We start from the raw sequence: 13,336 nt of genomic DNA, 5'->3' as shown, positions 1-13,336 counted from the left end.
AAAAATGGCTCATTAAGGCAAACAATAGCGTTTGGTAATAAATACGATGCGCTATAGGTTTGTTAAAATGTCAAACACTAAAGGCCAGAGTTCATTGCCTGCATATGGAGAACCGTAGAGTGTATGCAACCTTATGGGAAGATGATGCTGGCGCAGGGCACAACAAAGCCAATGAGAAGAATAAAATGAAAACACTTCCCGGCATTGTAAAAAATGGAATTGCCGATATTGATTTTGTTTTAGAACCTGATTTTGCCAAAATTGCCAATGCCGTAAAAGCCAAAGGTGATGCTGACGAAGGCAAAACACATGAGTATTATGTCACTGCCGAAATTTTGAACAAAAAAACAGCAAGCACTAATACTAATGTTGCCAATCCTAGTTACAAGGATACAACAGCAAAACCAGCTACTCCAAAAAAAGAAACTCCTGCACAGAAAAAAGGCCCCTCCAAAAAACAAGAGAAAGAAAAATCTATTTTGGATGATGTTATTGATTGGTGGGAGGGAAAAGTTAAAATAGAGCCAATAGTACTTCCAAATCCAATTGACGCAATCAATAGTGTGTTAAAGATTTTTACTCCTGATAAAGATGATGAAAAAGGCGATGAAAAAATTACTTGTCCGAGATGCAAAATTTTAACTAAAGATGAACTAAAATTAATTTTTACCGACGCAAGTGATTCAACATTAGTAGAAGTAGTTACAGCTTTTAATGAAGTGAACATTAAATTAGGTATAGATACATGCCAGAAAAAAGCACATTTTTTTGCTCAAATTAGAGAAGAATCTGGTACTAAATTGACTCCACACGAAGCAGAAGGCATGAATTATTCAGCTAGGAGACTAAAAGGTAGTGATTATATTAGTGGTACTGGTTGGGTTAAAGATTTAAATAATGGAGGTCATTACCTCTCTGGAACTTCAAGAGATTCCCCGTTTTCATATTTCAAAAATCATCCTAATGAGGCCGATATATATGGAAGAAAAGATTTAAATGCATATAAAGATGGAGGTATTCAGGGCGCTAATCAAGAAGCTATTGCCAATAGAGTTTATGCAAATAGAAATGGAAATGGAGGTATTGAAAGTGGTGATGGATGGAAATATAGAGGAAGAGGACATATTCAATTAACAGGTAAAGATAAATATGATTTAGTAAATAATAAATTAAAACAAAAAGGAATATCATTAATTATTGATTCTAATAACGTTAACAATAATAGCGAAGGTATAAAAGCGTCTATGGCATATTGGGATGCATCGGGATTAAATACTAAAGCTGCTGCGGGTAATAAGGGTGAAGATGTTGATGAAATTACAAAAATAATAAACCTTCATACAGACACTTACGATAAAAGAAGAGGACATTTTTTGAATACTTCTAAACATTTCAAGATAAGTGAATGTAAAAAAACCGCCAACAATGATAAGGCTGAAACTGGTGTTATAAATAAATATAAAATTGAAATTGATAGATTTACATATACTAAAGTATTAACTTCTACTACTTCCAAAAAATACGAATATGAAATTTATGATTCAGGAATATTAAAAAAAACTATAACTATAGAAAAAAACGAACATAACCTTTTGCCATTCCCTAATTCAGGAGATAATTGGGGAAGATTTGGAACAAGAGACGCAGGAGGTGATAACTGGGTAGATGAAAAAGTTTGTGCAGCTTTGTTAGGGTTCTTTTACTCGTTACCAAAAAATAACTATAGTGGCACTCTATATTTTAATGATATATCTGCAAATGATGGACGGAACATTGGTCATGCCGGTCATAGAATCGGAAATGATATAGATATAAGATATCCAGGAAGTCCTAATACTGCTGGTGCTTATTTATGGTCTCAAGCTTCACAAACATATAATACAGAAACTTTATTTATAAAAGCTTTAGAAAATATTTTAGAAATAAGTTCTAAATGGGGATTTAATAAAAATTATGCGTACAAAGTCGGCATAGCTCATACAACAGGCAGAGCAACTTCAATTCACCAAGATCATTTTCATCTAGGTTTAAGATAAATAGTAATATGAAAAAAACAAATTTATTTAGCGTCATCTTTTTCTTATTTCATGTAATACACTGTAATGCTCAAAAAAAGGAAACGAGATTAGAATATCAAAATGACAATTTAATAAAAGAACTAGGTATTGGATTAGTGCAATTAGTAAATCCAAATGAAAAAATTATTTTGTATAATGATAGTTTCTGTACAATCATAAAAACTAAACAAGCAAAAATAGGAAAGGATATCATCCCTATCCTAAACAAACCTGATTATGGCATCCAATTTTTTGTTTGCTTAGAAAAAAATAGCAAATACTATAAAATCGTTATTTCCAATGGCAAATATGCGTATATAGAGCCTAATCAAAAATATTTGTATTATGACTGGTATGATTTTTTAAAGAATCAAGTAACAAGTATTGAAAATAAGAATATAAAGTCAAATCCATTGTTTGATAAAATGAATGGGAAAGCTATTAATATTAAAAACATACAATCAGACGATGAGATTGAAGTAATTGAAATTAAAGGCGATTGGTTAAAAATTAAAAACACTACTCTTAATAAAGAGTATTGGATAAAGTGGAGAGAAAAAAATAATCTTTTAGTATATCTTAATCTTTTAATGTAAAAAATAAAATGAAAAAAATAATAATATTCTTCTTTTACATCTTATCTCTTAATTCTTGTTTTGGGCAGAGCAAATCTGATCAAAAACAAACTTTAGATTTTAAGATACCTGTTGGCATGTATATTTTGGATAGTGCTATGCTGAATTGGAAAGATCAAGTTTTTAAAATTTTGGCATTAGAAAAAAAAACAAACGATAAACAAAATGCACAACATAATTCATTACTAATAATTATTTTAAAAAAAGTTGAAAATGAATTCATAGAAGTTAAATCAAATAAAAATATAGTTTTTAAATATGATGATAATTGTCCTGCAGACGGATTTCAAAAAATTGCAGTTAAAAACAATTATTTCACAATTGAGCAAGTTTATTGCAAAGACTTTCTTTTTGTCAACTCATATACCACTTTTAGATTTGATGAAAAAACAAATGAAATTGTGATGCATAAGTACAGTGAAGCTTATACCAATCGTAGTAATCCAGATAAATTAATTCCCAACAAAATAAAAACAATTAAAGATTTCGGCAAAATTCAATTTGAAGCAATTACACAAGAATTATTAATGAAGTTAGTAAAATAACTCGATAACATAGATTTGAAATCCATACCCACAAAGAGAATAAACAAAACAATCCTCAAGGGATTCAAAAAATAGAAAATTACTCCTAAAAAAACCGTTCTTTTTTATTTTAAAAAACAGAACACCAAAGATTAAAATCCTAGACAAAAATACCACAAACTTGTCTATTCCAATTATCAAGTCAAAAGCCTGAAGGAGAAACTCATGCCCAAAAAGAAAAAATCCAAAAACACAACATTCTGAAAGACGCTGTAACACAGCTTAAAATATAAATCTATAAATCCGTAAAAAAGCAAAACAAACAATCATTTAAAAAAACAAAGACTATGTTAACAAATTATGGAATTGGAGGGAATGAGGTAAAATTGGACGCTGATGAAGCCATTAGCGCAATTCCTCAAAACAGAACCCTTATCGCACAAAAACTTACTATTGACACTCCTGTAAAACCAGAATTAGTAGAAGGAATCACTAGCATCGAAAAAGCTTTTGAACATTTTAAACCAGAGGTTAAAGTAAACTTCGAAAATGCTGAAGGAGCAACTAAAACCGAAGCTTTGAAATTCAAAAATCTTGGAGATTTTGGTGTAAATGGGATTACAGCTCAAAGCACTTTCTTATCGGACTTAGAAACAGAAAAAGACCAATACCAAAAAATTATCCGTCAATTGAAAACGAATAAAATTTTGAAAGCAGCTCTAGAAGATGGTGATGCCAAAAAAGCATTATTAGAAAGCTTAGGCGGGTTAATTAATGAATTAAAAGACAACAAATAAAAACCAACAGATGAAAGATAATACGACAAAAGGAGCATTTCAAGACAATGGTGGAGATGTTGCAGTAATGGAACGTAAAGTTGCCAGTTCAGTAGAAAAAAGTGTTGAAAAATTGGCCAAATATGGTGGTTTCGACTTATTGGAAATGTCTATTGAAGGAACTCAAAACCTAAATCCAGATAGAAAAGCAAGAAGAAAAATTTTCTTGGGCGAAATAAACAAAGCCAAAGAAAGAGAAACTTTGATGAAAACCCTTGAACTTTGGGTTGCTGTCTTAAACAACAACGAAGCGTTGACAGACATGGTGGCGCAATGTGAAGACAAAAGCAAAGAATCGGAAGTATTGCTAAAAAAGAATCTTGTAAAAGCGGTTGAAGACACAAGAGAGATAGAAGCTGCTTACAGAACGCTTTCTTTATTTTACAAAAATACTGAGACCGACAAAGTAAAAAACATCACTATTGTAAATGCCGATATTGAACAATTAAAAGATCTTGACAATACTCGTTTCATAGATGCCATTCACTCCGAATTAGTTGACAACTACGATCGTTTGGATTTAAAAAACAACTACGGAATTGTCGTGATTCCTGGTTATTTAGGATCCAACAAAGTAGTCGAAAAATGGGCTAAAATAGCACACGAAAACAAAGTAATGCTGGTTACCGATTTTGAACACTTGGACGAACCGGATGATGTTATGGAAATGTTTGACGCTGCCAACTTAACTGGAGGTGACGTTTATCGTTCCAATGTAATTATGACTTGCAACTGGTTGGTAGGTCGTGGTCGTTTTGAGCAAATTGGAGAAGGCGAAGATTTATACATCGCTCCCTCTGCTGCTCTTGCTGGTAAAATCTACAAAACATTAATGTCACAAGTAACTGCTGGAAAGAAATTTGGTGGTATAAACGAAGTAGACGGTGTGAAATTTGACCTTAAGAAAAGTGAAATTGCCAACCTAGAAAACATGGGATTGGTTCCTATGGTTAATGAGTACGGTAAAGTTATGGCGTTTTCTGCAAAAACTTTGTTTAGCGGAGACAACTTAGGTTTGCAAACCTATTCTGTTGTGCGTGTATTTGATTATGTAACCAAAGTTTTAATGGATTTCCTTAACCGTCGTGCTTTTGAAAATTTCACAGCCAAAACGCGTAAAGAAATCATGGGACAAATTGTAAGTTTCTTGGACGGAATTACTGGACCAGACAAATTGATAGAGAATTTTGAAATTCGTCGTTTTGAGCAAGATCCTATCCAAAAAGACAGAATCTATGTAGACATTCACATGAAACCTTACTTTCCTGCAAAGAACTTCCTCATCAAAATGGATGGTCACAAAGGAGATGACGGAACAGAATGGGATACTGATTACGAACAAAAATAATCCTTTGATTTCAGCTATAAAAAAGGGAACACATTTTTTGTGTTTCCTTTTTTTTAAAATTAAAGGAATTAAAGAAAAAAGAACTTTATGAAACTAATACAAAAATTCACAATTATACTTCTTTTGGTTTCATTTTCTGGAGCAGTTCAGGCTCAAAAAAAGAAAAAAAGTCACCCTTTAGATGACATCAATTGTCCGATTACACAAAATGAATTGCTTCTTGATGGTAAACATTTTGCTAGTGTCCCTCCTATTTTCTTAAGAATATATAATGAGGCTACTGAATATGCAACACTACAACTTGGAAAAAGAAAAGGAAATGTTTTTTTGTATTTCAAAATATTTACAGATAACACCTGTGTTAAGCAAGAACAACCACTAGAACTTTATTTTGAAGACGGGCAGATTTTGAGTTTAAAGAATCAATTCAAAGTAAATTGTGATGGAAATGTAGTACTCGAATTGAGTGTTCGTGAAATTTCAATAATAAGGAACCACATGGTTAATAAAATAAAACTTTTTACCCTTAATAAAGATTACGAGTTCAGCCCAACAGATGCAGACAACAAGCTTTTAAGAGAGTATCTAACCTGTTTGAAGTATTACAAAGTCAAAAATGATTAATTCGTAAACCTTTCAATAATAGAAACAAACCTTTTCTAATAAAAACACTTAAAATATGCCAATTCCACAATTGAATTTATCCCTTGGACTTACAGACAATGATGGATCGGTATTTTATGCCGGTTCTGGAGAAGGAAAAGTGATTGTACGAACCGATTCTGCCTTGATAAAACACACGATTAGCATTACAATTTCAGAACAAGAAGTGGGTACGATTTACCTTAAAACACATCAGACTAATTCCGAAATCCCATCCAAAATTGAGATTCCAACCTATCAAATGATTCTTACGGATGATAAAACCAACGAAAAAGAAATATATAAAGTAACCCGAGATACCTTTTTTTATAAAGAACAAAGCACCAAAAAAACTATTTGGAGTTTCTTAGGACTAAAATTTTTAGCTCCAAAAAATTTCTTATTCGAAAACATTCCCTTTGAACCATTGAAAGAAGAAATCGAAACTTTTGATATTTCTCGATATAGAAAACTCAATTCAGACGAACTGACTTATACTTTTGAGAAAGACAATCAAACCATACAGCTTTTTGCTGGAGATATTAATTCTTTACAAATGCAAAAAGGCATCAGTTACTTCATCATAGTCGACGAGAACAATGGAAAAAAGTTGATTGGTGACCTACTCTATCGGGAGAAATTTTTAAAACTTACACCAAAAGTAAAACTGAATATCGTGAAACGAAAAAAAGTTTCCAAAGCCATGCAAACTGACCTAAAAGGAAAAACGGATCGACTTATTTATCTATAATACTACTACTCATGAAAGGAGCATTTTACAAATTACCCGTAGATTTTGGTACAATAATTCAAAAAAAAGAACTTGAAAAAACTTCTTTGGAACATTCTATTGCCCAACAAATAATTCTATTGGCCACTACAACTTTTGGAGAATGCAAATTTGACGAAACCTATGGTTCCAAAATATGGGAAATCGATTTTGATCTGTTGATGAACGAAAACACCTTAAAAGAGATCATTTCAAAAACCATGAAGCAATCGTTGCAACAACACGAAGAACGGATAAAAGTCAATGAAATAAAAATCGAATTATCCGAAACAAAGTACACCGTAAAAGATGTCAATCGAGCCAAAAAAAGAGTCGATATCATTATTGAAGCTACCGTAAAAAGCACGAACAGACCTTTTGACTTTAGAGGGTATTTCTTTGTGGGGCCGTTGTCTTATAAATAAAAAAAACCTCAATTTTCATGAGGCTTTAACTTTAAATTTTCTTTAACAAAATCTTTTCTTGAGAAAACTGATAAGCTGCATCTAGAAAAGAAACCATCTTTGCCCAATTGCTATTAGGCTCAAAATAATTATTGTATTGCTTTACAATTTTAATTGTCAGTTGGTTCTCTTTTAAACTGGCAATACTTGTAAATTTCCCAGTTGTATTTTCGACTTTTTTATTTAATTTCTCAAAACCCGAAATAGTGTAACCTTTTGGAATTTCAAAAATAATTTCATTTTCAATTCGTCTTGGAAAAGGCATATAAATATTATTTTTTCGCTCTAGTTCTTTTTTATCAATTTCTATCTGACTCGTTAGTATTTTACCAATTTCAACAATACTATTATTCCCGGCTTTTTTGAGTAAATTGTTTTCAATTTTAAAATCCTCTTGATATGCAAAAGGAGAATTTTCTTCAAATCTACCCGTATTTGTAATTTTGATTTCAGGCTTTTCTATTTCAAAACCAAATTCTGATGATAACGATTTTTTGTATTCTTCCTTATTCTTGTCTTTTATTTTATTGACTAATGATTCATACTCTTTTTTATATTGTATCTGTTTTTTGGTATTGGATACTTTATCAAGAACTCTTTCGGTCACATATTTATTATAATCCTCCTCTAAATAATCATAAAATTTCAATTTATCTTTTTGCTCATCATATTTAAAATGACCAAAAAAAGAGGCGTTTCTTTTGATATTTAAACTTAATAAATCATCTGACAAGGTAACAAACGATGTTGTTTTACTTACATTATCGTCTGCTGTTGTTGAAGGCAGTGTAACAAATTCTGCATTCACAATTTTTTTATTTTTAACAATGTCGAGAACAAATCCTTTGGTGTTTTCAAGATCATAATCAAAACTGCCCACATCTGTATATGGATTAAAATACTCTAAATAAATTGGAGTCTTTGTATTTACTCGTATTAATGTTTTTACATTATCTCTTATTAACAAATCTTCCAATGAACCGTTTGATCTTGAAGTACCTACTATTAAATCATAATCAATTTTGTTTTCTTTTAAAAAAGCCATGAAAAAACGAATAAAAGTAGTCTCATCAGAGATGAAAACAGCTTCTCCAAACAAATTAAATGGATAAAAAATATCGGCATCTTTTATTATAGAAGCTTCAAAATATTGCGTAAAATACTCATGTCTAGCAAAATTATAAACTGCTTTTACTTTTTCTTCATCCGTTTTAAAAGTATTGTTTTTTAAAAAAACTTTTACTTTATCTAAATCTTTAAAGGAACTATATTGATTTTCAAAATAATCAAAAACATCCTCTTTTTTAACCGTTTTTCTTAAATAGGTTCCTTTTTCTGGGATAAAGACATCGGCATATTTGTAATCAGTTAGCCCTCCATTTTTAGCAAAATAAACTTGAAATTTATAACAAGGCATTTCAACAAAAGGGTAAAACCAACGAGGAAATTCATTTTTCTCAATATCTTTTGCTTCCAAAACATATTCTTTAATAGATTTCTTTTTCCCAATAATCTCTTTAAAATCAGGAGCTCCGTTATATGTATTTAAGTTTAAATAAAAATCATCTTCTGCAATGATTGATATCTTTTTGTTCATTACAGGATATAGATCGCCTAAAGTATTTTCTACAGGTTCAAAAGTTTTGTTCAATGCCCCAAAAGGTTCAAATGAGTAGAAATAATAATCTAGTACATCGCCGATTTCTAAATTATTTATTGCGATTTTCTTTTCTTCATCAAGCTTTTTCGCTTCCTTTTCAACATCGATTTCAATCACCTTTCCATTTGGTTTAATAATTTTAACCCCGAATAATGTACTCCCTTTTTTATAGGAATACCCTAATTTTGAATAAAATTTATCATTAAAAGAGAACTCTGAAAATTCATTAATTGCAGCTTGATCTTGCAGTTTTAATCGTTTTCTAATGGCTGATGAGTACACTACTTTAGCTCCTGAATTTTTATAATTATAATATTCATATTTAAAAATAACTACTACCGATTCATTCTTCCATTTTTCAGGGGTTTCAATACTATTTTTATAATTATCTGATTTTCCCCAAAACAATTCCTTAACTTCTTCCTTATCTTGAGAGTAGGTAGAAAAATTAAGGAATCCAAAAAACATTAAAAGTATTTTTATTTTCATTGTTTAATTATTGTTTGATTAAAGTAATTTGTTGATTATAAACAGTATTGATGCTTTTGTTAATAGAATTCCACTTTGTAATATCATTAGACTTGATAACAGCTTTTTTAAAATTAAAAGCCTTTTTATAAACAATAGTGTTTCCAACTAATTGAAAAGTAATTTGAACTGAATAATCCTTTTCCTGCACATTTAAATTTTCAGGTAACTTTGTCACTTTATATCCTTTTGGGACTTCGAGAGCAACATTAGTTTCGTAATTGGTTTTAAACCTGAATTCAAAATCATTTTTACGTTCTTTGAGATCAAAATTTTTATATTCATTTAGGTATTCCAAATCAATATAGAGTTCATTTTCAAAACTAGAAACTTTGTTTGCAACCGATACATTGTAATCCAAAGTTAATTTTTGATCTCTGTTTTTTAGGTCCGACGTTTTTAAAGCACTAACTTCAATATTCTTATCCTTTTTTGATAAATATTTTTCTAACGTCTCCCCTTTTTCATTATTTTCAAAAGATTGGTAAGTATCCAAAAACTGAGTTCGGCTCTCCCCTATGAATTCTTTGTAGCACGTACCTTTTAATTTATCACCATCAATACTCAATTTGGATTTGAATATTTCTTTATTGGATTCACTTGTTGACGAAGGAATTTTGTCGATTATAAATTCATTTCCATTTTCAATCATCACTTCTTTATTCTGAATTCGTTCTGCATATTCACCAAATGAATTATACTTTTCTGTTCCATCTATAAAATACTTTTTCCCTTTAAAAAACAAAGTACAAATCATGTGATTATCAACTGCAAGCGATGGAGTTGAATAATCATAAGCAATATGTTTGGTCCCAATCCAACTTAATCGTGCATCAAAACCAGCTAATTTTAACATTTGCTTATTCAAATTGGCCATTCCTTTGCAATCACCATATCTTTTTTCGAAAACATTATTGGATTCATCTGGTTTAAATCCCGCGATTCCGTCTTCAAAAGCGATGTACCTAATATTGTCTTGCACCCAATAATAAATGCTTTTTATTTTCTCTTCATCCGTTTTGGCATTTGCTGTTAACTCATTCACTTTGTCTTTTAACACAACAGGGTTATCTTTCATTGAATCAATCAATGACTTGTACCATTTGTATAAATCTGCTGTAGAATTAAATAAAGGGGTTTCAATGTCTTTGTACTTATACGACTTAGCAATTAATAATATATGAGGATATATATAACTTTTACCAGGAGCATTCTCTTCCTTTGTAAAAGCAGGGACATCGTTCATTGTATAAATGTAGGTAGTTGTGTTTTTATTTAAATCAGTTGTTGAAGTTTTGGCTATTGAATTCCCTTCAAAGTTAAATTCTTTAAGTTCTAGATTCAACCAATTTGGCACTTCTACTTTTATGCTTTTTTTTATAACCGGATACTCATCATTAAAGTAAAGAGTAGTGAAGTATTTTACATCTTCGTATTTTTTCTCCAAAGAATAATTATAGGTATATCCTTGTACCGGAAAATCAACAGTCATATACTTTACCCGAGCATCATTGTAAAAAAGATCGTCATCTTTATAAAATTCATCTTTTACTGGAAAATAAACATCTTTTTGGTTGCGATATTTTAATCCGAAAGATTCAATTTTGGACTCGCTATCATAGAATTCATATTTCTGAATATCAGCTCTTTGATTAATATTCATTAAAATTTCTTTAACTGAATTTTTAACTTTTACTTTAGAGTCATTTTTATTGAACTCAAATATTATACTTTCATTACTTTCTAGAATTGCAATATCGAATTTATCATACTTTGCTCTAAGCAATTTAGCAGCACTAATCTCATCTGTGGTAGGCTCAATATTTTTTTGTGTAAAAACAAAAAAGGGAATAAGTAAAAAGAAAAGTAAGGGTTTTATAGGGAATTTCATTTTAATAATTTGTTGAAATATACTACGTTAATATTTATTATGGAAATTATATATTAAAAAAACCTAATCCAAGAAGAGGAATTTTAACCCATTAAATTTCAATATTTTACAAGATTCATAAGCATCAAAAGGACAAAAAAACTACTTTAAAATTTAATAAATGAGAACATAAACCTAATGCTTAAAAAAATTAGATAAGAAAAGAGGAAGCAAAAAGCAACAATTTCTTAAATTCTTTGATTCAGCATCAAGCTCACTTTATGATAAAGATTGGGAAATTGCTTTTCGAACTCCGAAGGTGTTTCAAAAAAATTCTCTAGGATTACCGCTAAAAATTCAAACTGATTTGTAAATGCATAAATCCTGAAATACTCGGATGCTATTAATTGTTCTCTAACGTTTGGAATACTTACTTCCTCATTTATTTCAGTATACATTCTGGCAAAAAGTAGTGCACTAATATCATTACTGCGCATTCCCTGATGGTGCAGCACGTGTGCAAATTCATGTATTCCAAGATTCAAATTATCGTTGGTTATATCAAATCCTTTTTGGAAATCTTCCCAAGAAAAAACTACAGCTTTTGCATTGGGATTAAACTCCCCTTTATGGTATTGTTTGGATAAATTTGAATAATAGACGGATGGGTAAATAATAATTTTATCAAAAACGTTACAAAGATATTGTCTCATACCAAAAGACAACATAGTAATTGTGGCTGCAATATGGACTTTTACTTCTTCTGTAATTACAAAACTATCGCGACTTACAAATTCGTAATTATCCAAAAAACGAGCAACTCGATGTTCAAAATAAACCTTTTTTTTATCTGATAAGTTCGTGTAAAAAGTAAACTCCTTAGTAAGAAAATCAATTGCAACTGGGGTTATTTTTTTGGGAAAAGGGCAAAAATGAACAAAAACAGGTTTGTCAAATAACAAACCGTAACAATATTCTACAATCCTAAACAGCACCCGAAGTAAAAGACCAAAAGCCAAAACAAAAACCATAATAGTAAAAAGGAGTGCGATATTTTGCATGAAAAAACAGAACTATTTGATATTAAGTTATAAAAAAAGCAAAACTGTAAACTACTACAATTTTGCTTTCTGATTGTGACCACGGCAGGGTTCGAACCTGCAACCCTCAGAGTCGAAATCTGATATTCTATCCAGTTGAACTACGCAGTCGGTTGATTTTAGATTGTTGATTAACGAGTTTAGATTTAAAAACGTTAACCAACAGTCTATTTTATTTTAAGTCAATAATTTTTTAACTATTGTAGAAATGGTTTTTCCTTCAGCAGTTCCGCCAAGTTGAGCAGCTGCCAATCCCATAACTTTACCCATTGATGCAATTCCTGATGCCCCAGTTTCGGCAATGATTTTTGCTATTACTTCTTCTACTTCGGCTTCACTTAATTGTGCAGGCAAGAATTTTTCGATTACTGCGATTTGTGCCAATTCTGGTTCAGCCAAATCCAAACGATTTTGTTCTGTAAAAATCTTAGCACTGTCCTTACGCATTTTAACCAGTTTTTGAAGTAATTTAATCTCATCCTCTGCTGAGATTTCTTCTTTTGATCCTGATGCAGTTTGTGCTAATAATATTTCGGATTTAATAGCTCTTAAGGCTTCTAATGCTACTGTATCTTTGGCTCTCATGGCGGTTTTCATTTCGTCCATGATTTGTACTGATAAACTCATATCGATTTATGATTTTAGATTATTGAATTTAGATTTTAGATTCTTGATTTCATGAAAGTTTATCTTAAAATAGAAATCTTGAATATCCATATTTGTTTTAGAAATGATAAGTTGATGAAAATGTAAATCTAAAATCTAAAATCTCTGATCTACAATCTCAAATCATCTGCCCCAGATGGAAATGGAAAGCCTTTTTGAGAGAAACTATATTTTTTCTTGAACTGGAAAAGCGACTGAAAGAAGCTCTTTCTTGTTCTTAAAAAAAAATAGTTACGA

At 30.6% G+C, this 13,336-nt stretch carries 12 protein-coding genes and 1 tRNA gene; 8 read left to right on the top strand and 5 right to left on the bottom strand.

Features of this window, described 5'->3' with window-relative positions; all coding sequences use genetic code 11:
• Nucleotides 1-104: 104 nt before the first annotated feature.
• From AC8GF4_RS02595 to AC8GF4_RS02560, 8 genes are all read left to right on the top strand, one after another.
• The gene (locus tag AC8GF4_RS02595) at nucleotides 105-2,036 is read left to right on the top strand and encodes a glycoside hydrolase family 19 protein (protein WP_506592501.1); all 1,932 of its coding nucleotides are present in this window, start codon (nucleotides 105-107) and stop codon (nucleotides 2,034-2,036) included.
• 8 nt (nucleotides 2,037-2,044) lie between these two features.
• Nucleotides 2,045-2,653, top strand: a complete 609-nt coding sequence (locus AC8GF4_RS02590) for an SH3 domain-containing protein (protein WP_506592499.1) — start codon at nucleotides 2,045-2,047, stop codon at nucleotides 2,651-2,653.
• Nucleotides 2,654-2,661: 8 nt separating this feature from the next.
• Nucleotides 2,662-3,237 (top strand): hypothetical protein, encoded by a 576-nt coding sequence (locus AC8GF4_RS02585; RefSeq protein WP_506592497.1) that lies wholly within the window; start codon nucleotides 2,662-2,664, stop codon nucleotides 3,235-3,237.
• Between the two features lie 326 nt (nucleotides 3,238-3,563).
• Nucleotides 3,564-4,013 (top strand): hypothetical protein, encoded by a 450-nt coding sequence (locus AC8GF4_RS02580; protein ID WP_269221830.1) that lies wholly within the window; start codon nucleotides 3,564-3,566, stop codon nucleotides 4,011-4,013.
• Between the two features lie 67 nt (nucleotides 4,014-4,080).
• Nucleotides 4,081-5,400: a DUF5458 family protein gene (locus AC8GF4_RS02575; RefSeq protein ID WP_269224598.1), complete on the top strand. Its 1,320-nt coding sequence runs from the start codon at nucleotides 4,081-4,083 to the stop codon at nucleotides 5,398-5,400.
• A gap of 87 nt (nucleotides 5,401-5,487) precedes the next feature.
• Nucleotides 5,488-6,024: a hypothetical protein gene (locus AC8GF4_RS02570; RefSeq protein ID WP_506592495.1), complete on the top strand. Its 537-nt coding sequence runs from the start codon at nucleotides 5,488-5,490 to the stop codon at nucleotides 6,022-6,024.
• A gap of 55 nt (nucleotides 6,025-6,079) precedes the next feature.
• Nucleotides 6,080-6,793: a hypothetical protein gene (locus tag AC8GF4_RS02565; protein ID WP_506592493.1), complete on the top strand. Its 714-nt coding sequence runs from the start codon at nucleotides 6,080-6,082 to the stop codon at nucleotides 6,791-6,793.
• Nucleotides 6,794-6,804: 11 nt separating this feature from the next.
• Nucleotides 6,805-7,236: a GPW/gp25 family protein gene (locus AC8GF4_RS02560; protein WP_506592491.1), complete on the top strand. Its 432-nt coding sequence runs from the start codon at nucleotides 6,805-6,807 to the stop codon at nucleotides 7,234-7,236.
• Between the two features lie 31 nt (nucleotides 7,237-7,267).
• Here the strand turns inward: AC8GF4_RS02560 and AC8GF4_RS02555 are convergent, their stop codons facing one another.
• The 5 genes from AC8GF4_RS02555 to AC8GF4_RS02535 all read right to left on the bottom strand — a co-directional run bounded on the left by AC8GF4_RS02555 (nucleotide 7,268) and on the right by AC8GF4_RS02535 (nucleotide 13,060).
• The gene (locus tag AC8GF4_RS02555) at nucleotides 7,268-9,424 is read right to left on the bottom strand and encodes a DUF3858 domain-containing protein (RefSeq protein WP_506592489.1); all 2,157 of its coding nucleotides are present in this window, start codon (nucleotides 9,422-9,424) and stop codon (nucleotides 7,268-7,270) included.
• A 7-nt stretch (nucleotides 9,425-9,431) separates the two neighbouring features.
• Nucleotides 9,432-11,354, bottom strand: a complete 1,923-nt coding sequence (locus AC8GF4_RS02550; protein WP_506592487.1) for a transglutaminase-like domain-containing protein — start codon at nucleotides 11,352-11,354, stop codon at nucleotides 9,432-9,434.
• A gap of 227 nt (nucleotides 11,355-11,581) precedes the next feature.
• A complete protein-coding gene (locus AC8GF4_RS02545) occupies nucleotides 11,582-12,394 on the bottom strand; it encodes a zinc-dependent peptidase (protein WP_506592485.1) in 813 nt (270 codons plus the stop codon).
• A gap of 76 nt (nucleotides 12,395-12,470) precedes the next feature.
• Nucleotides 12,471-12,544, bottom strand: a tRNA-Arg gene (locus tag AC8GF4_RS02540).
• Nucleotides 12,545-12,610: 66 nt separating this feature from the next.
• Nucleotides 12,611-13,060: a GatB/YqeY domain-containing protein gene (locus tag AC8GF4_RS02535; RefSeq protein WP_506592483.1), complete on the bottom strand. Its 450-nt coding sequence runs from the start codon at nucleotides 13,058-13,060 to the stop codon at nucleotides 12,611-12,613.
• Nucleotides 13,061-13,336 lie beyond the last annotated feature (276 nt).

The sequence above is a fragment of the Flavobacterium rarum (SeqCode) genome, from assembly GCF_965234445.1.
Taxonomy (GTDB): Bacteria; Bacteroidota; Bacteroidia; order Flavobacteriales; family Flavobacteriaceae; genus Flavobacterium; species Flavobacterium rarum.
This window is presented reverse-complemented; position numbering and strand designations above follow the sequence as displayed.